The sequence below is a fragment of the Rhodococcoides trifolii genome, from assembly GCF_014635345.1.
GTDB lineage: Bacteria > Actinomycetota > Actinomycetes > Mycobacteriales > Mycobacteriaceae > Rhodococcoides > Rhodococcoides trifolii.
In genome coordinates, this window is sequence record NZ_BMCU01000001.1 from 354,418 (window position 1) to 374,102 (window position 19,685).

A 19,685-nucleotide genomic window follows, 5' to 3' on the forward strand; every position below is an offset into this window, starting at 1 on the left:
AGAATGAACGCTCAGCGTCGGTCGGTAGGGCGTGTAAGGGATGTGACGTGAGTCCGAGCTGCACGACTGAACACGTCCCAGCAATCCGCACCGGTTGCATACTGTGCGGACTGCCGGAAGGTGACCAGTCGTCGGGAGGCGTGGCATCTTCGATTTCCTCGCACGTATGTGCGAAGCTTGGCCGATGACCGCACCGTCCCGCACGCGCAGATCGCGACCGGCCACAGACGTTCTGACCGTCGACGACTTGAACTCGATCACCGCTGCCCTCGCGGAGGGGCGTCGGGCGACCGTCTACCTGCGGGAACCCACCCCGTCGCTGGGGCTGGAGGCCGGTGCGTCCGCGCGGGTGGTGTCGGTGGACGGCACGACGGTGACGGTGCGGCCGAAGGGTGTCGACGATCAGCTGCCCTTCGAAGCGGACGAGTTGAGGCTCACCCGGGCGCCGGCCGAGCCCCAACCGAAGTCCCAGCCACAGCCACAGCCTCAGCCCAAGGCCACGTCGCGGCTCGCGACGGCTGCACCTCGACTTGCCGCCGTGGTGACGACTCCCGCAGCGGTGGAAGAGGCTTCGGCCGAGCCCGCCGAGCCCCCGGCGGCTCGACCGAAGCCCGCTCGTCGCCCGAAGGCGCAGCCCAGCGCGGTGAGCGTCACCATCACGTCCGGCGCCGACAACAGTTGGACGGTGTCGGTGTCCAGCGGGGCGAAGCGGCAGGGCAAGCCCGCCGATGTCGCCGCCGACCGCGTTGCGCGAGCGATGAGGGAGCTGGGCGACCCGACCGTCGTCGCAGCGGTCGACGAGGTCATCGAATCGGCACGCGCCGCCGCTCAGCGACGGATCGCCGAGCTCAGCGACGAGCTCGAATCTGCGCGTGCAGCGCTGGCTCGCCTGGAAGGTCACTGACTCCGGTCACGTCGGCTTGCTACTGTGAGCTCACCTTCGGAGGGAACAGACTTGAAAAGACTTGTATTTGTCGTGGCCACGATCGCCGCAGTGATGGCGGGCGTCGGGGTGGGGACCGCGTCGGCCGTTCCTGTCGCCGTATTGGGCGGCGGTTCCGGCATCATGACCGCGGACTCCGCGGGAACCGGAAAGTTCGAGTGCACGCTCACCACCATCGGTTACGACGCCGGGGGGCGGCTGGTCGGGTTGACGGCTGGCCACTGCGGCGTTCCGGGTGACCTAGTCGGAGCGGAGTACTCGCCCGATTCCGGTGTCGTGGGCCGAATCGTGTCCTCGGTTCCGGGCCTCGACTACGCGGTGATCCAGTTCGATCCGAGCCGTGTGGCTCCGACCAACCACGTCGGCAACGCCACCATCACCGGACTCGGCTCGCCTGCGACGTTCCCCGGCGTGATGTGCAAGGAAGGCCGCACCACCGGCACCACCTGCGGCATCACGTACGGACAGTTCTTCCAGAACAGCAAGACCTACACGCAGATCTGCGTCGTGCAGGGTGATTCCGGTGGTCCGGTACTCGCCGGGACCACGTTGGTCGGCATGGTCAACGCCTACCTGGGACCGTTCTCCTGCGTGGGGCCCGAGGTGGGTACCGACATCGGCGCGATTCTCGACGACATCAATCGTGGTGGCGGAGTGGGAACCGGGTTCGCTCCGATCCCCTGAGACACGTTCGACAAGAAATGGCCGCCATCCCTCGGGACGGCGGCCATTTCTTGTCGGGTCTAGTGGTCAGCCGAGGCAGGCCTGCAGGGTGACGAGGCTGCCGGCGAATCCGGGGCCGTCGCACACTGCACCGAGATCGGTGATGCTGACGGTGGAGCCGGGTGCAGCGATGGCGATGGACAGGCCGGGGGCCGTGCCGGTTGCCGTCGCGACGGAGTCGATGCCGTACGCGATTGCGGCCGGTGCGGCACCGTTGCTGGCGGTGGAGGAAGCGTCGCCGCCGGTGAAGCCGAGGGCGAGGGCCAACGAGTTCAGGTCGGCCGCGGCGTCGCCCGTTCCGTTGTAGCCGTACGCAGCCGCGGCGCTGGTCGCGTCGCTGATGCTCGCGCAGCCCGAGAGGGCGTCGGTGAGCGAGCGGGCCGGTGCGCCGGCGGGGCTCAGGCAGGTGGTGGGTGCGGCCGAAGCGGCGCCGGGTGCGATCACGGCGAGTGCGATAGCCGTTCCAACTACCCCGATACCGCCGATCATTCTGGTCGAGAGAGACATCGAAGAACCTTTCGCGTGCGCTGACACGACAGCAGGACTGCTGACGCTTGGTCGACCGCCATCCGGACTCGTGGCAGATCGGGTGTCCCCCGAAAACCTAAGTCTGCTGACGACCTCCTGCACGCAGTGTTCCCCGTGGAGGCCTCGAGCAACACTCGCAGAGATAACGGCAGTATCACGATAAGGTAACGAACCGGACTCGACGGCCTGCGTTCGGCGGCCGGTCGAGCCGAGTCGATGCAGATCCTCTGGCTTGGGAGCAGCTCCATTGTGCGGCAACCGTTTTGGTGCGCGACTCCAGAAGTGCCGGCGCGGCGTGTAACGGCCGACACATAGAATTGCGGATTGTAAAGCAGCCTTTCTAGGCTGCTCAGCACTGCTCGCGGTGTGTCGCAAGTGGTGCATACGGGGGGAACACACATGACACTGCTCGCGATGACGCCTGTCCAGGAGATGGAAAAGCCGTACGCCAAACGTTGGGCGGCACTGGGGGTTCTGTGCCTGAGCCTGCTGGTCGTCGTCATGGCCAACACGTCGTTGCTGGTGGCTGCACCGGCGATGACCATGGATCTGCAGCTGTCGAGCGCCGATCTGCAGTGGGTCATCGACGGATACACCGTGCCGTACGCCGCACTCATGCTGCTGTTCGGAGTCATCGGCGACCGATACTCCCGACGCGGTGCGCTGCTGTTGGGGTTGTCGACCTTCACGGCAGGGTCTGTTGCGGGCGCTCTGACGGACGCGACCGCCGGCGTGATCGCGGCGCGTGTCGTGATGGGTGTGGCCGCGGCGATCGTCATGCCGGCCACGCTCTCGCTTCTCGTCGCAACGTTTCCCAAGCGGGAGCGCGCCACCGCCGTCACCATCTGGGCGGCGACGTCCGGTCTGGCGATCGCGATGGGTCCGCTGCTCGCCGGGTGGCTGCTCGAAAGCTATTGGTGGGGTTCGAGTTTCCTGATCAACGTGCCCATCACGGTGTTCGCGATCGTGGCAGCCATCGCGCTCGTCCCGCCGTCGCGCGCAGTGAATCCCGGCCGGATCGATTGGCTCGGCGGAGTGTTGTCGGTCGTCGGCGTGGCATCGGTCGTATACGCGATCATCGAAGGAATGCACTCCGGGTGGGCCGACGGTCCGCGACTGTTCGCCGTCGTCGGAGCGGCGAGTATCGCCGCGTTCGTCGCCTGGGAACTGTGGCATCCGAACCCGCTTCTCGACGTGCGGGCCTTCCGCTCGCGGGTCCTCACCGGTGCGACGCTTGCCGTCCTGTTGTTTTTTCTCGTCACCTTCGGCGCTATTTACTATGTGGCGCAATACCTTCAGTTCGTTCTCGACTATGGTCCCGTCGCCACCGGTGTGCATCTCCTGCCGCTCGCCGGCGCAGTGTTCGTCGGTTCGGCGGTCACCCAGTGGCTGACGCCGAAGTTGGGCATGCGGTACACCGTCACCGCCGGCATGCTCGTCGGAACGCTCGCGGTGGCGTCGATGGTCCGAATCGGCACCGGCGCAACGTTCCTCGACTTCGTTCCGGTACTGACCCTGTTGGGATTCGGCATCGGCCTGGCTGTATCGCCCTGTACCGACGCCATCATGGGCGAGTTTCCGGACAACAAGCTGGGCGTCGCCGGCGGGCTCAACGACACCGCCCTCGAACTCGGCGGCTCCTTCGGAATCGCGGTTCTGGGTTCGATTCTCGCAACGTCGTACCATAGCGGCATCGCCCCGTTCCTGACCGGTTTTCCGGGCAGGGGCGCCGACGGTCAGCCGACGGCGCAGGCCGCACAGGCAATCGAAGCATCCGGCGACTCGGTCGCGGGCGCGGCGATCGTCTCGGACATTCTGCGCGAGAACAACTTTCTCGCGGGTTACGCGAACACCCTCGAGGTCAATGCGATCGACGCGTTCAACCGAGCCGTCGTGCACACCTCGATCATTGCGGCCGTCGTCTTCGGGGTCGGTGCGGTTGTCGTCGGGTTGTTGCTCCCCGGCCGGAAGCGGATGTCCGACGGGGCGGCCCGCGAGGTTGCCGAACTCGAACATCTGCTGGAGCAACCGTCCGCGTCCAAACCGTCTGTTGCAGTTATGCATACGAGCTCGGTGACGGACCTCTCGGTGGAGGCGCGGCCGAACATCTACCAACTGGCCGCCAAGGTCTCGAAACTGCAGGCGGCGGTTGCGGAGGAGGAAGCCCTCAGCGACACCGGCCAACTCAACCTGCTCCGGCTGGCGTTGGGTGATGTCGCCCGCAGCCGTAGGAGAGCCGCCGAGGACGAACTGCACGCGGCGCAGTTCCTCGCCGAACGTCCGCTGTTGCGCCCGTCGCCCTGGCCGGTGGCCATAGCGGCGCAGCAAAACATCTACGAGTTCGCTGCGGTCACCGACCGTACCGACCATGGGGCGGACGAGCGTTCGAGTTCCGCCTGGGCCATGCCCTTGTAAAACCGGGGCCGTTGTAGTAACTCGGGCCCGTCAGCCGCAGACTGCTCCCTGCGACGCCGAGCCGACCAGCTTCGAGTATTTCGCGAGCACGCCTCGGGTGTAGCGCGGGGGCGCGGGCTGCCAGCCTTCCTTGCGCGCGGCGAACTCGTCGTCGTCGACGAGCACGTCCAAGGTGCCGCTGGCCACGTCGAGACGAATCTTGTCGCCGTCCTTCACGAAGGCGATGGGTCCGCCGTCGACCGCCTCGGGAGCGATGTGTCCGACGCACAGACCGGTCGTGCCTCCGGAGAAGCGGCCGTCGGTCATGAGCAGGACGTCCTTGCCCAGTCCGGCGCCCTTGATGGCGCCGGTGATGGCAAGCATCTCGCGCATACCGGGTCCGCCCTTGGGGCCCTCGTAGCGGATGACGACGACGTCGCCCGCGGTGATGGTGCCGTCCTCGAGCGCATCCATGGCGGCACGCTCGCGTTCGAAAACCCGTGCAGTGCCCTCGAACACGTCGGAATCGAATCCGGCCGACTTGACCACGGCACCGCCGGGAGCGAGCGACCCCTTCAGGATCGTGATGCCGCCCGTCGGGTGGATGGGCTTGTTCATCGCGCGAAGAACGAGACCGTCCGGGTCGGGGGGTGCGATGTGCGCGAGATTCTGCGCGACGGTCTCGCCGGTGACGGTGAGGCAGTCGCCGTGCAGCAGGCCGGCGTCGAGCAGCGCCTTCATGATCACGGGGACGCCGCCGATGCGATCGACGTCCGTCATGACGTGCTTGCCGAACGGTTTGACGTCGGCGAGGTGTGGAACCTTGGCGCCGACTCGAACGAAATCGTCGAGCGTGAGTTCGACGTGCGCTTCGTAGGCGATCGCGAGCAGGTGCAGCACGGCGTTGGTGGAGCCGCCGAAGGCCATGACGACGGCGATGGCGTTCTCGAACGCCTCCTTGGTCATGATGTCGCGGGTGGTGATGCCCCGGCGGAGAAGTTCGACGACGGCCTCGCCGCTGGCGCGCGCGAATCCGTCGCGCCGCTTGTCGGGGGCGGGGGGCGCGGCGCTGCCGGGCAGCGACATTCCCATGGCTTCGGCGGCGCTGGCCATGGTGTTCGCGGTGTACATACCGCCGCAGGCGCCCTCGCCAGGACAGATGGCGCGCTCGATCGTGTCGACGTCCTCGCGGGACATCAGGCCGCGCGAGCACGCGCCCACCGCCTCGAAGGCGTCGATGATGGTGACCTGGTGCTCGCTGCCGTCGGACAGAGTTGCGAAGCCGGGGAGTGTCGATCCGGCGTAGAGGAAGACGCTGGCGAGATCGAGCCGCGCCGCCGCCATCAGCATTCCGGGGAGCGACTTGTCGCATCCGGCGAGAAGAACGGAGCCGTCGAGACGCTCGGCACTGATGACCGTCTCGACGCTGTCGGCGATGACCTCACGCGAGACCAGGGAGAAGTGCATGCCCTCGTGGCCCATGGAGATGCCGTCGGAGACGGAGATGGTGCCGAACTCGAGGGGGTAGCCACCGCCGGTGTGAACACCCTCCTTGACCGCCTTCGCGAGACGATCCAGGGAGAGGTTGCACGGGGTGATCTCGTTCCAGGACGACGCAACACCGATCTGCGACTTGCCCCAGTCGGCGTCACCCATCCCGACGGCGCGAAGCATGCCGCGAGCAGCGGTTTTCTCCAGTCCGTCGGTGACGTCGCGACTGCGTGGCTTGATGTCGTTCTCTGCACCTGCACTCATGATCGAAAACCCTAGACCGGTCGCAGATCCACCCTGTCGGCGTGGTCCTGCGGAACGGTTGCGACAACCGATTCTCGTTACCGATCCGTTATACATCGGTGACCTTATCGCTACACTTGCGATGCGGTACCGACGAGTAGCGCTGGCACGATCGGGTACACGATCAATACATCAGTAGGGTCGTGAATCGAGGTACCTGCTATGAACTCGTCACTCGCACAACGTGACTCGATCAACGATGGTCGAACGCAGTACTCCGTGGCCGAACTGTCCAGCCTGCTCGAAGCTATCGGGCGCGGTGACCGTCAGGCCTTTGCTCAGTTCTACGACGCAACATCCACCCGTGTCTACGGTGCAGTGCTCCGCGTCCTGCGCGACCGCGGGTTCACCGAGGAGTGCGTCCAAGACGTCTACCTCGAGGTCTGGCAGAAGGCCCCATCCTTCTCTCGCGCAAGCGGATCACCCAGCGCGTGGTTGGTCACGATGGCGCATCGCAGGGCCATCGACCGGGTCCGGTCCGAGCAGTCGCGGTCCGATCGCGAATCTCGGTACGCCATGCTCGACGACGCTCTCGGGACGCCGAACGACGCCTCCGCCAGCTTCCTCGATCGCCGACCGGTGATGAGCGCGCTCGGTGATCTGTCCCTCCGGCAGCGTGAATGCCTGTTCATGGCGTTCTTCGAGGGTCTGACCTATGCCGAGGCGGCCGATCGCATGGGCATCCCCGTGTCGACGATGAAATCACGCATCCGTAGCGCGCTCGCCAACCTGCGAGCGGATCCTGGAATCGCCTGTCTCGCAGAATGATCAGCGGGTGAGGCGGGGCCCGCTCACGTCGCAGTGAACCGTCGACGCGGCTCCGCGTCGCGGCGCACGGATCATGACGGCGGCGATGGCCCCGCCGACCACCAGCAGCCCGGCGCAGACCAGCATGGACGTCTGGAAGCCGGCGTCGAACACGTCGGGCCGGTCGTAGTCCGCACCGGCGATTCCTGCCAGCGCGGGCAGGGCGGCGACCGCAAGCAGTTGAGAGGTTCGCGCGACTGCGTTGTTCACTCCCGACGCCGTACCGGCGTGCTCGGTCGGTGCGGCCGCCAGGACAGCCGTGGTCAACGGCGCGACCAGGGTCGAGAGTCCCAGCCCGAACACGACGACAGCGGGTAGCACGGAGCCGACGTAGGACGCACCCTGATCGATTCGGGTCATCAGCAGCAGCCCGGCAGCGGCGACGACGGGCCCGACGGTCAAGGGGAGTCGCGGACCGATTCGTGACGCCAAAGCTCCGGCGCGGGACGACAGGACCAGCATCAAGGCGGTGATCGGGAGGGTCGACAGTCCCGCTGCGAGCGGCGAATACCCGACCACGATCTGCAGTTGCAGCAACAGCAGGAAGAACACCCCGCCGAGGGCCGCATAGACGGCGAACGTCACCAGGTTCGCGGCGACGAAGACGCGGGACGAGAAGAGCGTCGGCGGCACGAGCGGGTGGTCGCTGCGTCGTTCCAGCCACACGAACAACCCGAGCGCGACGATGCCGGCGAGGGCGGGAACGAGCTGGGTCTCGATCAGTCCGTACGTCAGACCCGCAAGCGCGAACGCTCCGACCGCAGCGCCGACGAAGTCCAGCTTCTTCGGCGCCTCCGGGTCGAGACTTTCCGGCACGTGACGCGCCGCCACGAACACCACGGCGATTGCGAGCGGCACGTTGATCAGGAACACCGTCCGCCACCCGGCCACCTCGACGAGCCACCCGCCCAGCAAGGGCCCCGCAGCCGACGCGACTCCGCCGAGCCCGGACCACAGGCCGATGGCCGCCCCACGGTCGTCGGGGTCGATCGACGCGGAAATGAGCGCCAGGCTTCCCGGAGTGAGCAGCGCCGCACCGACACCCTGCAGAATTCGGGCGGCGACGAGAGTTTCGATGTTGGGGGAGAGCCCGCACAGCAACGACGCGGCCGTGAACCACACCGTCCCCAGGATGAACACGCGTCGACGGCCGAATCTGTCACCCAACGATCCGCCGAGAAGAATGAATGCGGCCAGGGTCAGGGTGTATCCGCTGAGCGTCCACTGCAGGCCCTGTACCTGTGCGTCGAGATCGGCTCCGATGTCCGGTAGCGCGATGTTCACGACAGTGGAGTCGAGCATCGCCAGGGAGGATCCGAGGACGGTGGCGGCGACGATCCATCGGCCGCGCCCGGTCTTCAGAGGGACCGTCACAGCTCCTCGACGCACACGACGAAATTGCGCTCGTCGTGGGTGTATCCGTAGGTGGCCGGGTCCGCGCACGAGTCCACGTCGGTGGTGCCGGTCAGAATCTCGGTCACGCGAACCCCGTCGATCGCGCTCTCGTCGCAGTCGATTCGGGTGGGGTCCGGGGTCCCCACGTCCATGCAGCCGCCGACCACGTAATCGATGTCGAGGCACAGAGCGCCCTGCTCCACACCCCGATACGTCTCGTAGTAGTACTGATCGACGTCCGACCCGCACTGATCACCGGACGGCACCTTCGCCACGACCCGGTAGTTGGACTCGGGTGATCCACACACGGCGTTGTCGATGGTTGCGTCCGAGATGGTTCCGCCGAGTTCGACGCAATCACCGATTTCCACGTCGATGTCCACGTCACCCCCCTCGTCGATTCCGGTCACCGGAGGCGCGGTGGTGCCCGGGGTGGCGGTGCTGCTCGGTGAACTGCCGGTGCTCGGTGAGCTGCCGGTGGCCGGCACGATCCCTGCCTGCGCGACGGGGTTGCCTTCGATCGTCGACCCGCAGCCGACCAGAACGAAGGCCGACGCGATGGCGACGGCCGCGAGGGCCGCACGTGCAGGTCGGAACGAAACACTCATCGCGCACTCCAGAGATTCGACGCAAGACAGTCGGTTCGAATTATGAGGTATGCCGCCGTTCTCCGGTACCGGTAAAGGTCGGACGTGACAGAATCGGCTGGTGGATCTGCCTGTAGCGCCGCCTTTGCAACCCATGCTCGCCAAAGCGGCGAAGGTGGTCCCGCCGCAGCCCGACTCGGGTGACCCGGTGTGGTCCTACGAACCGAAGTGGGACGGATTCCGCACGATCGTCTTTCGTGACGGCGACGAGGTGGTTCTCGGTTCCCGTGGGGGCAAGGACCTCGCGCGCTATTTCCCGGAAATGGTCGACGCCGTTCGCGCGGAACTTCCGGACAGATGCGTCGTCGACGGGGAGCTGGTGGTCGCCCTCGAGAAGGACGGGTCGTCACGCCTGGACTGGGACTCGCTCTCCGAACGAATTCATCCGGCGGACAGCCGTGTTCGCATGCTTGCGGAGAAGACGCCGGCGCAGTTCATCGGCTTCGATCTTCTCGCCCTCGGGGACGACGATTACACCTCGCGTCCGTTCGAGGCCCGCCGCGCGGCTCTCCTCGACATCGCCGGGACGGGGGCGGGCAGGCCGCAGGCCGGTCGGAGTCATCCGATGTGCCATGTCACCACCGCCACCGCAGACGCCTCGGTGGCCACGGACTGGTTCGAGCGCTTCGAAGGCGCCGGCCTCGACGGCGTCGTGGCGAAGCGTCTCGACGGAACGTATGTGCCGAACAAGCGCGAGATGGTCAAGGTCAAACACGCGAGAACTGCCGATTGTGTGCTGATCGGTTACCGAATTCACAAGTCGGGCAACGGTATCGGATCGATGCTGCTGGGGTTGTATTCCGGCGGTCAGATCCAGTTCATCGGCGGTGCTTCGGCGTTCACCGACGCCAAGCGTCTGGAGTATCTGGCCGAGTTGGAACCGCTGCGTGTCGGTGACGACGTGGTGGCGGACGGCGAACAGACTCGCTGGCGCAACGGCATCGACCGGACGTGGATTCCGCTTCGGCCCGAGCGCGTGGTGGAAGTGGCGTACGACCAGATGGAGAAACACCGGTTGCGGCACGCAGCACGGTTCCTGCGGTGGCGTCCGGACCGAGACCCGTTGTCCTGCACGTACGATCAGCTCGAGGTGCCGACGAAATACGACCTCTCCGACGTGTTGGAAGGTAAGTGATGGCCGCCAAGGCGATCGAGATCGCGGCGCCCACGCCCGACGGCGGGGAGCGATTGGTCCGGGTGACCAATCCGGACCGTGAGATCTACCCTCCGACGGACCGCACGCCGTCGGTGACCAAGAAGATGGTTGCCGAATACGTTGTGGCAGTCGGTGAGCCGCTCATGCGCATTCTCGGAAACCGGCCCACTGCGCTGGAGCGGTGGCCTGGAGGCGTGCACCCTGGTATGCACCTCGCGCTGGGCCCCGGCGACAAGGACGCCGACGGTTTCTATCAGAAACGGCTGATGAAGGGCGCCCCTGACTACGCCCGGACCGCGTCCATCACGTTCCCCTCCGGTCGCACGGCGGCCGAGTTGTGTCCTTCGGAAATCGCCGTCGCCGTCTGGTGCGCTCAGATGGGAACCATCGCGTTCCATCCCTGGGCGGTGCGCAAGACGGACGACCCGGCAAGCCTCGATCAGCCGGACGAGTTGCGCATCGACCTCGACCCGCAGCCCGGCACCACGTTCGCCGACGTCGTGCGGGTGGCCGGCGTGACCCGCGAACTGCTGGCGGATCTCGGAATGACCGGCTACTGCAAGACATCCGGCAACCGCGGCGTGCACGTGTACGTCCGCATCGAGCCGCGATGGGACTTCGTCGACGTGCGGCACGCGGCGATCGCCCTCGGTCGAGAACTCGAGAAGCGTGACAGCGGCACCACGACCGCCTGGTGGAAGGAGGAGCGCGGCGAGCGCATCTTCGTCGACTACAACCAGAACTGCCGCGACCGCTCCATCGCCGCGGCGTGGTCGCTCCGCGCGGTCCAGGGTGCGACGGTGTCGACTCCGCTGACGTGGTCCGAGTTGGCCGACGTCGATGATCCGCACGAGTTCAACCTCTTCACGGTGCCGGACAAGGTTGCGAGCGACGGCGATCCGTGGAGCGACATGGATTCGACATTCCACTCCATCCAGCCTCTGCTCGACCTCTGGGATGCGAACCCGGTCGAACTCAACTACCCCCCGGACTACCCGAAGATGCCGGGCGAACCTCCCCGCGTGCAGCCCAGCAAGAAGGTTGCCGCCAACTGGGAGGACGACGGTTCACGCGTCTGATTCCCGACCGGCCTCCGGCCTTCCGTCTAATTCCCGACCGGCCTCCGGCCTTCCGTCTGATTCCCGACCGGCCTCCGGCCTTCCCGCGCGTAACGCCTCGAGCTCCCTGATGATCGTCGCCGCGTCGTGGGGACCGTTGTGCCGCTTCGGTTTCGAGCCGGCAACGCCGAGATAGAACGTCGGCGTTCCGGGCAGCTCGCTGGTGAGCGCGTCGAGATCGTCGTCCAGCACGCGCGTGGCGAAGTCGCCGGTGCGAATGTCCTCCTCGAAACGTTCCAGATCCAGTCCCAACTCGGCGGCGTACCCGTCGATGTCGTCGGGCTCCAGGGCGTCGCTGTGCAGAAACAGCGTGTCGTGCATTTCCCAGAACTTGCCCTGCGCGGCAGCCGCTTCCGATGCCTGTGCGGCGTGCCGGGCGTGCGGGTGGTAGTCGTCGAGAGGGAAGTGCCGGAAGACGTATCGAACCTCACCGCCGAAGTGCGCCTGCACTTCGCGGGTGGAGCCGGTGGCCTTGCTGCAGAACGGGCACTCGAAGTCGCCGTACTCGACGATTGTCAGCGGAGCGTCGACCCTGCCTCGAATGTGATCTCGCTTCGGGTCGACCCGCCGCAGCAGCGTGGTGGGCGGTTCTGCCGGGGGCGGTGAGAACCGGTTTCCGACTCGAAACACGATGGCGCCCAACACGACAGCGAGAACGGACGCGAGGAGGACGCCGACGCGCGCCTCGTCGGCCAGTGCCTGGTTCGGTAGCGCGAGGTCGACGATGAACAACGAGATGGTGAAACCGACACCGGAGAGCGCAGCTCCACCGGCCACCTGCGGGATGGTCAGACCGGGGGTCAGGCTACCGCGCCTGGCTCGCGCGAATGCCACTGTTGCGCCGGTGATTCCGATGAACTTACCGCCGACCAGCCCCAGCACGATTCCCCAGGTGATCGGCGAGGTGGCCGCCGCGCGGAGCGTGTCACTGCTCAGGACGACCCCCGCGTTGGCGAGCGCGAAGATCGGAACGATGATGAACGCGGTGTACGGCTGGTAGAGGCGCATGAGCCGCTCGTTGACGGACACGGCTTGTTCCATTCCGAGGCGTGCGGCCCGCGCGTACTCCGGACTAGGAGACTGGCGGAACGCACGGGCGAGGTCGGACGCGCGTTCGACTTCGCGTCGCCGCGGTGGGTACACGGGCAGGATCAGTGCGATCATGACCCCGGCCAAGGTGGGATGCACTCCGGAGAAGTACATCGCGACCCAGGTGACCAGCGAGACGACCCCGTAACCGGCACCTCGCCACACCTTCAGCTGCCGCAGGGATGCGATCAGCGCAAGCCCGACGAGCGAGACGATCAGGGGAGTGACCGACAGGTCCTCGGTGTAGAAGAACGCGATGATCGCGAGCGCGCCCACGTCGTCGGCCACGGCCAGGGTGAGCAGGAAGATTCGCAGGCGAACGGCACGTTCGGGCCCGATGATGGCAAGGGTGCCGAGGAGGAACGCGGTGTCGGTCGAGATGACCACGCCCCAGGCGCTCGCGGCCTCGCCGGACGGGTTCAGCACCAGGTAGAGCGCTGCGGGTAGTGCGAGCCCGGCTATCGCGGCGACGATGGGAATGGCGGCCCGCGATCTGTCGCGCAGTTCACCCATCGCGAACTCACGCTTGACCTCGAGGCCGACGACGAAGAAGAACAGCGCCATCAACCCGTCGTTCACCCAGTGTTGTAGGTCGAGTTCGATTCCGCGACTGCCGATCTGGATCGACAGCGGGGTGTGCCAGAACGAGGTGTAGGTGGCGCCCCACGGCGAGTTCGCCCACACGAGGGCGACGACGGTGGCGACGAGAAGGAACACGGCGGACAGCGTGCCGTTGTCCTCGCGCCGTGCGGCCGCGACTCGATCGACGAGACTTCGCAATCGCTGGGAGCGCGGTCGTTCGGAGCGCAGTGTGATGGGGTCGGCCATGCGTGGATTGTCCCTTTTCTCGCCGGTTGGTACAGCGCGACCAACAGCGGGAGGACGCAATTCGTTCCCCACACACGAGAACAGCCGCGTCCCCGAAGGAACGCGGCTGTCGAGTACTGCTGGAAATCAGGCCTTGTCGGCTGCTTCCTTCTCACTGGACGCACCGGCGGTCGAGAGCTGGCCGCCGGCGTTCTCGAGGTGGGCGCGGACGAACCAGTGGAACAGTTCGAGCTGACCGCTCTGTCCGATCAGCAGGTCCTCGGTGACGGGGTCGACGTCGCCGGTCTCCTCGATCGCGTTGCGGTGATCGGAGATGACGCCGGTGTAGACGAGGTCGAGGGCACCGAGGTGGTCGATCGCGGGTGCGCGGCCGATGGAGTAGTCGTCCCACTTGCGCTCGTTGACGATCGTGCCCGGTGTGCCCTTGGCGGACCCGCCGAGGGTGGCGATGCGCTCGGCGACCTCGTCGGCGAACCCGCGCACGGCCTCGACCTGTGGGTCGAGCATCTCGTGCACGGAGATGAAGTTCGGACCGACGACGTTCCAGTGGATGTGCTTGAGCGTCAGGTGCAAATCGTTCAACGCATTGAGGCGATCCTGCAGAAGCGCGGCGACCTTGGTGCCGTCCTCGGTCGACATCCCTGGCACGGTGTACGAAGCTGTCGTGTTAGTCATGGAGGAGGGATTGACGCGCCGGGCGAGATTCAAACAGTTGAGCAGGTCACATGGCCGTTCCGCGGGGTTGAACGTGCGCGGGTTGGGTACTCGGACCCGCGCACCTGCTCCGATGGGTCGGTCGTCCTCTTCTCCCAACGTCAAGAAAGGTTTCCCACCCATGCGTGACTTCGTCTGCCGCAAGTGCGGCCAGCGACTCTCCTTCGAGAACTCGGTGTGTCTGCACTGCAACTCTCCCCTCGGATTCCATCTTCCGAGCCGTGCGCTGCTCGTTCTGGACGACAAGTCCGACGTCACCGTCGACGAGACGGTGTGGCACATCTGCGGAAACCTGGGCGTTGCCGCCTGCAACTGGCTCGTCGACACCAGTACCGGCGACATCCTGTGCACCTCCTGCAAGTTGACCCGCACCCGTCCCGCAGACACGGACACCGTCGCCATGGCCGAGTACGCCGCCGCCGAGACCGCCAAGCGACGCGTGATCCTCGAACTCGACGAGTTGAAGCTTCCGATCATCGGCCGCGACGATCAGCCCGAGACCGGTCTCGCCTTCGATCTGCTCTCCAGCGCGAACCAGCAGGTGATGACCGGCCACGACAACGGGCTGATCACGCTCGACCTGGCCGAGAGCGACGACGTGCATCGCGAACAGCTGCGCGTGTCGATGAGCGAGCCGTACCGCACCTTGGTGGGTCACTTCCGCCACGAGATCGGCCACTTCTATCAGATGGTGCTGATCGGAACCGGCGAGTACCGCGCCGACTTCGAGGGACTGTTCGGCAACCCCGACGACGACTACCAGGCCGCACTCGATCGCCACTACAGCGAAGGTGCGCCGGCCGGCTGGGAGCAGAACTACGTCTCCTCGTACGCGACCATGCACCCGGCCGAGGACTGGGCGGAAACGTTCGCGCACTACCTCCACATCAGGGACACGATCGACACCGCCGCAGCCTTCGGAATGGCGCCGGCAGGGTCGACGATCGAGAGCCCGCTCCCGGGTGACGTCGGCTTCGATCGACTGATCGAGTGGTGGTTACCGCTGACGTGGGCGCTGAACCAGATCAACCGGTCGATGGGCCACCAGGACCTGTACCCGTTCGTGTTGCCGCCGCACGTGCTCGAGAAGATGCGGTTCGTACACCGCGTCATCGAACCAGTGGACGTGGCGCTGCCGGCCTAGCTGCCGGATCGTTCCGGGGGGAGTCGCGACAGCAGCGACCGTGCGCACTCGACGGTCAGGCGGGGGTCGTGCGAGAGCACGTAGTCGAACCGCCTGTCCATGTCGGGACCGGTGTCGCCCACGTCGCGCGCCGCCAGAACGGCCGAGAAGTGTGGTGTCAGAACGACGACGTCCCACTCGGCTCGCACGGGGTCTTCCGAGGCCAGCGAGGCGCCTCTGACCTTGGGCGCCGGCTCGGTGCCCATGCCGTCGGCAAGCGCGCCGACGAGGGCGGCGTTGGTGGCCATGAGCTCCCAGCGCCGTCCCGTCAGTGGCGTGAAGTGATACACGTCCTGGAACGTGCCGAGCATCAGCGCCGTCTGTTGACTGTCGGTCGCCATCGCCTCGAGATTCTTGCTGATCTCGATGAGCAGCCGCTTCGACGCTCGGCGCACGTCGCGGCCGGCGGCGGCCAGTTGGTACGGCGACGACATGGGAATCGCGCCCCGATCGGACGACGAGTGGAACTCCAGCGGCGACCCCACCGGCCGCAGTTCGGCGCCGAGGTGAGTCGTGGAACCGAACAGTGCGCCCTCGCCGACGCGAGCACCCATGGCCTCGGCGTTGAGGCGGATGCGCTGCGTGTCGACGCCCTCGGCCATGACGATCGCACCCGTCCGTTCCACCTGCGCTGCAACGGCATTCACCGCTCGCGCGGTGAGGCGGTTCGGGCGGGTGCCGATCAGGGAGCGGTCCAGTTTGACGACATCCGGCTCGAGCAGCGGAAGCAACGCGAGCGATTCCGACCGCACGCCGACGTGGTCGACCGCGATCGCCCATCCCAGTCGGCGAACCTCGGTGACCACGCGCATGAGGTGCGCGGGTCGTCGGATCAGCGCGGTCTCGTCGAACTTCAGAACGGCGCCGCCGTGCGGGTGGTGCCGGAGGTCGGGAAGATCGGTGATCGAATCTGGATCGACGGCGATGAAGAGTGGCAGCTCGCGGGGAAGGGATGCGGCTGCGGCCTCGGCCAGCGCCCCGTTCCAGCGGGCCGCGTCCAGGTCCGCAACCATGCCCATCGACTTGGCGGCCGACGCAAGCGCTTCCGGCTCTTCGAACGCCGAACCCTCGGGCCCACGCACCACCGCCTCGTACCCGACGACGGAGTCCGTCTGGAGGTCGGCGATCAGCTGAAACGACGTGCGAAGGCTGTCCGGACCCAGGAGTGCCCGAAGGCCCTCACCGCTCGCCTGTCCCAGGAATGTCGGCGGTCGGTCGGTCATGTCGAACTCCTTCCGTCTAGGGACGCGTACGTCGTGGTCGACTTCGTCGCTGCGCACCCGACTCGGCGCGCTAGTTTCGATTTCGACAGCCGCCGCGTGTTTGACAGAAGTCTGAAACACGAAGCATTACACGTCGGCGTGCGGTTCGCCACCACGGACCCACAGTTTCGGCCCGGTGAATTCGCTTCGAGGCACCGCGTGTGTGTTAATGACTGTGCTCGTCCGGCCACGAACACACGAAAAGAAGCAGGTACAGAACCGATGACATGGAATCGACGCGTCTCCAGGGCTGCACTGGGAAGGGCCGCAGTGGGAGTTGTCGGTGCCGCCGTCCTCGGACTCGCCGTCGCCGCACCCGCCGGCGCCGTCCCTCTCTTCCCCGGTGGCCCGGACATTCCGCTGCCTGTCATTCCCGGCATCACCGAGCCATTGCCCGGTCAGCCTGCAGCTCCGCTCGCGCCGGCCGCTCCCGCCGTTGCTCCCACCGCGCCCGCCAACTTCTCCGCGCCGTCGATCAACCCGGCCAGCGGCGAAACCGTCGGCGTTGCTCAGCCGATCATCATTCGCTTCGGGTCGCCGGTCACCGACCACGCCACCGCGGAGCGTGCCATCGCGATCACCAACTCGGCGAACGTGCCCGGACACTTCTACTGGTTCGGTGACAAGCAGGTCCGCTGGCGCCCGGAAGCCTTCTGGCCGGCCGGAACCGACGTGAAGGTGGACGCGGGCGGCACCGTGTCGACGTTCCACATCGGCGACGCCATCGTCAGCACCGCGGACGACAACACGCACCAGATCACGATCACCCGCAACGGCGAGGTCGTGAAGACCATGCCGACCTCGATGGGCAAGGGCGGACACGAGACGCCGAACGGCACGTACATCGTCGGCGAGCGCTTCCGCGACATGTACATGGACTCCTCCACCTACGGAGTTCCGGTCGACTCACCCGAGGGCTACCGGACGTACGTCGAATACGCCACGCGAATCTCCAATAGCGGCATCTTCGTTCACGCGGCACCCTGGTCGGTCGACGCGCAGGGCAGCTACAACGCGAGCCACGGTTGCCTGAACGTGAGCACCGAGGACGGCAAGTGGTTCTTCGAGAACGCCCAGAAGGGCGATCCGGTCGTGGTCGTGAATACATCGGGTGGCGTCCTGAACCGCGGGGATGGCCTCGGCGACTGGAACTAGGCGCTTCGCACACGGGTGTGAAAAAGAGTGCAGGAGGACTCTTTTTCACACCCGAGCACGTAGTGCAGTGTTAAACCCGGCGGACTCCGCCGTTCACCATCCGTTCGTGCAGGGCCAGCAGAGTCCACCGAGTGAGAACCGCTCCCCAGCGGACGCTTCCGGACCTTCCTCCCGATCAGCGCTCGTTCCTCCGACGCCCCTGGCGTGACTACGCCCTGTTCTTCGTGCTCGTCGGCCCCAATCTCGTTCTGCTGGCGGTCTTCACGTACCGCCCGCTCGTCGACAACATCAGGCTCTCGTTCTTCGACTGGAACATCAGCTCGCCGACGGCGACCTTCCTCGGCCTCGCCAACTACCGGGAATGGATCTCCCGCAGCGACACCTGGCAGATCGTCTCGAACACCGTCGTCTTCACCATCGCGGCGGTGGTGGGCAGTATGGCCCTCGGCCTCGCCCTCGCCCTCCTGCTCGATCGGAAGCTGAAGGGACGCAACATTGTCCGTTCTGCCGTGTTCGCACCGTTCGTCATCTCCGGTGCGGCGATCGGTGTCGCTTTCCAGTTCGTGTTCGACCCGAACTTCGGCCTCATCCAAGACCTGATGCGACGGATCGGGATCACCGGCGTCCCGGATTTCTACCAGGACCCGAAATGGGCCCTGTTCATGATCACCGTGACCTACATCTGGAAGAACCTCGGCTACGCCTTCGTCATCTATCTCGCTGCGCTGCAGGGACTTCGGCAAGACCTGACGGAGGCCGCGCAGATCGACGGCGCGAGCCGGTGGACGTCCTTCACGCGCGTCGTGCTTCCGCAGTTACGCCCCACCACATTCTTCCTCTCCATCACCGTCATGCTGAACTCGCTGCAGGTGTTCGACATCATCAACGTCATGACCCGGGGCGGACCGCTCGGTACCGGCACCACCACGATGGTCTACCAGGTGTACGAGGAGTCGTTCCGCAATTTCCGAGCGGGATACGGAGCAACGGTGGCGACCATCATGTTCCTTGTTCTCCTGATCGTCACCGTCGTGCAGGTACGCATCATGGATCGGGGTGACGCACGATGACCCTTCTCGCCGAACCTGTTGTGTCGGAACAGGACAAGACCGAGTCGAAGCGACGCGGGGCCAACGTCTTCGGATACCTGGCCATGGTGGTCGTCATCCTCATGGTGGGCCTGCCGCTGTTCTGGATCGTGCTGACCTCCTTCAAGGAACGACCCGACATCTACGTGCAGCCCGCCGACTGGTGGCCGGGACTGTTCCGTCCCCAGAACTACTCGGACGCCACCTCGACCGTCCCGTTCTGGACCTTCCTCCGCAACTCCCTCGTGGTCACCAGCGTGCTCGCCGTCGTGAAGTTCGCACTCGGTGTGCTCAGCGCCTACGGATTGGTGTTCCTCCGCTTCCCCGGCAAGAACGTCGTCTTCCTCGTGATCATCGCCGCGCTGATGGTGCCGAACCAGATCACCGTCATCTCCAACTACGCTCTGGTCGCAGAACTCGGCTGGCGCAACACCTTCCAGGGCATCATCGTCCCGCTGGCCGGTGTCGCCTTCGGTACGTTCCTCATGCGCAACCACTTCCTGTCCATCCCCTCGGAGATCATCGAGGCCGCGCGGATGGACGGGGCCGGGCCGATCAGGTTGCTCACGCGCGTGGTCCTGCCCATCTCGGGCCCGACAATGGTCGCGTTCGCCACCATCACCGTCGTCAACGAGTGGAACGAATATCTGTGGCCGTTCCTGATGGCCGACGACGCCAGTCGCGCGACTCTGCCGGTCGGACTCACCCAGTTGCAGAACAACGACGGCGTCACCAACTGGGGACCGGTGATGGCCGGGACCATTCTGACCATGATCCCCATCCTGATCGTCTTCCTCGCACTCCAACGTCACATGATCAAGGGCCTCACCTCCGGTGCGGTCAAAGGCTGATTTCCTTTCT

At 66.0% G+C, this 19,685-nt stretch carries 17 protein-coding genes; 10 read left to right on the top strand and 7 right to left on the bottom strand.

All coding sequences use genetic code 11. The features are described 5' to 3' along the window. The first annotated feature begins 184 nt into the window (after positions 1-184). Together IEW02_RS01675 and IEW02_RS01680 are read left to right on the top strand one after the other, a co-directional pair. Positions 185-904, top strand: a complete 720-nt coding sequence (locus tag IEW02_RS01675; RefSeq protein WP_188542973.1) for a DUF6319 family protein — start codon at positions 185-187, stop codon at positions 902-904. A 93-nt stretch (positions 905-997) separates the two neighbouring features. Further along, complete coding sequence (locus IEW02_RS01680) at positions 998-1,627, top strand: chymotrypsin family serine protease (protein ID WP_188543935.1); 630 nt, start codon at positions 998-1,000, stop codon at positions 1,625-1,627. 66 nt (positions 1,628-1,693) lie between these two features. Here IEW02_RS01680 and IEW02_RS01685 read toward each other — a convergent pair whose 3' ends face one another. Continuing rightward, positions 1,694-2,173 carry a DUF6764 family protein gene (locus tag IEW02_RS01685; protein WP_188542974.1) on the bottom strand — a complete coding sequence of 160 codons (480 nt, stop codon included), beginning with the start codon at positions 2,171-2,173 and terminating at the stop codon, positions 1,694-1,696. Positions 2,174-2,593: 420 nt separating this feature from the next. Between IEW02_RS01685 and IEW02_RS01690 the strand changes: the two genes are divergently transcribed. Further along, positions 2,594-4,609, top strand: a complete 2,016-nt coding sequence (locus tag IEW02_RS01690) for an MFS transporter (protein WP_188542975.1) — start codon at positions 2,594-2,596, stop codon at positions 4,607-4,609. 30 nt (positions 4,610-4,639) lie between these two features. Here the strand turns inward: IEW02_RS01690 and ilvD are convergent, their stop codons facing one another. Then, a complete protein-coding gene (ilvD, locus tag IEW02_RS01695; protein WP_188542976.1) occupies positions 4,640-6,343 on the bottom strand; it encodes a dihydroxy-acid dehydratase in 1,704 nt (567 codons plus the stop codon). Between the two features lie 201 nt (positions 6,344-6,544). Here ilvD and IEW02_RS01700 point away from each other — a divergent pair, with 201 nt between their 5' ends. Continuing rightward, the gene (locus tag IEW02_RS01700) at positions 6,545-7,150 is read left to right on the top strand and encodes a sigma-70 family RNA polymerase sigma factor (RefSeq protein ID WP_188542977.1); all 606 of its coding nucleotides are present in this window, start codon (positions 6,545-6,547) and stop codon (positions 7,148-7,150) included. On the opposite strand, the gene IEW02_RS01705 is transcribed toward IEW02_RS01700, so the two are convergent. Both IEW02_RS01705 and lppU read right to left on the bottom strand, forming a co-directional pair. Continuing rightward, positions 7,151-8,563 carry an MFS transporter gene (locus tag IEW02_RS01705; RefSeq protein WP_188542978.1) on the bottom strand — a complete coding sequence of 471 codons (1,413 nt, stop codon included), beginning with the start codon at positions 8,561-8,563 and terminating at the stop codon, positions 7,151-7,153. Continuing rightward, positions 8,560-9,192, bottom strand: a complete 633-nt coding sequence (lppU, locus tag IEW02_RS01710; protein ID WP_188542979.1) for an LppU family putative lipoprotein — start codon at positions 9,190-9,192, stop codon at positions 8,560-8,562. The genes IEW02_RS01705 and lppU overlap by 4 nt, the downstream gene beginning before the upstream one ends. Positions 9,193-9,292: 100 nt before the next feature. On the opposite strand from lppU, the gene IEW02_RS01715 reads away from it, so the two are divergent. Together IEW02_RS01715 and IEW02_RS01720 are read left to right on the top strand one after the other, a co-directional pair. Continuing rightward, positions 9,293-10,366, top strand: coding sequence for an ATP-dependent DNA ligase (locus tag IEW02_RS01715; RefSeq protein ID WP_188542980.1), 1,074 nt, complete (start codon positions 9,293-9,295; stop codon positions 10,364-10,366). After that, positions 10,366-11,466 carry a DNA polymerase domain-containing protein gene (locus IEW02_RS01720; protein WP_188542981.1) on the top strand — a complete coding sequence of 367 codons (1,101 nt, stop codon included), beginning with the start codon at positions 10,366-10,368 and terminating at the stop codon, positions 11,464-11,466. The genes IEW02_RS01715 and IEW02_RS01720 overlap by 1 nt, the downstream gene beginning before the upstream one ends. Here IEW02_RS01720 and nhaA read toward each other — a convergent pair. Then, positions 11,455-13,422, bottom strand: a complete 1,968-nt coding sequence (gene nhaA, locus IEW02_RS01725; RefSeq protein WP_188542982.1) for a Na+/H+ antiporter NhaA — start codon at positions 13,420-13,422, stop codon at positions 11,455-11,457. The genes IEW02_RS01720 and nhaA overlap by 12 nt on opposite strands. 126 nt (positions 13,423-13,548) lie before the next feature. After that, entirely contained in the window at positions 13,549-14,097 is a 549-nt protein-coding gene (locus IEW02_RS01730; RefSeq protein WP_188542983.1) for a Dps family protein, read from the bottom strand. A 160-nt stretch (positions 14,098-14,257) separates the two neighbouring features. Here IEW02_RS01730 and IEW02_RS01735 point away from each other — a divergent pair, with 160 nt between their 5' ends. After that, positions 14,258-15,280: a zinc-binding metallopeptidase family protein gene (locus IEW02_RS01735; RefSeq protein WP_188542984.1), complete on the top strand. Its 1,023-nt coding sequence runs from the start codon at positions 14,258-14,260 to the stop codon at positions 15,278-15,280. On the opposite strand, the gene IEW02_RS01740 is transcribed toward IEW02_RS01735, so the two are convergent. Further along, the gene (locus tag IEW02_RS01740) at positions 15,277-16,542 is read right to left on the bottom strand and encodes an EAL domain-containing protein (protein WP_188542985.1); all 1,266 of its coding nucleotides are present in this window, start codon (positions 16,540-16,542) and stop codon (positions 15,277-15,279) included. The two genes, IEW02_RS01735 and IEW02_RS01740, sit on opposite strands and share 4 nt — an antisense overlap. Before the next feature lie 261 nt (positions 16,543-16,803). Between IEW02_RS01740 and IEW02_RS01745 the strand changes: the two genes are divergently transcribed. The 3 genes from IEW02_RS01745 (at position 16,804) to IEW02_RS01755 (ending at position 19,675) form a co-directional block, all read left to right on the top strand. Then, the gene (locus tag IEW02_RS01745) at positions 16,804-17,736 is read left to right on the top strand and encodes a L,D-transpeptidase (RefSeq protein ID WP_188542986.1); all 933 of its coding nucleotides are present in this window, start codon (positions 16,804-16,806) and stop codon (positions 17,734-17,736) included. A 131-nt stretch (positions 17,737-17,867) separates the two neighbouring features. After that, positions 17,868-18,806: a carbohydrate ABC transporter permease gene (locus IEW02_RS01750; RefSeq protein ID WP_188542987.1), complete on the top strand. Its 939-nt coding sequence runs from the start codon at positions 17,868-17,870 to the stop codon at positions 18,804-18,806. Further along, positions 18,803-19,675 (top strand): carbohydrate ABC transporter permease, encoded by an 873-nt coding sequence (locus tag IEW02_RS01755; protein WP_188542988.1) that lies wholly within the window; start codon positions 18,803-18,805, stop codon positions 19,673-19,675. The genes IEW02_RS01750 and IEW02_RS01755 overlap by 4 nt, the downstream gene beginning before the upstream one ends. Positions 19,676-19,685: the final 10 nt, after the last annotated feature.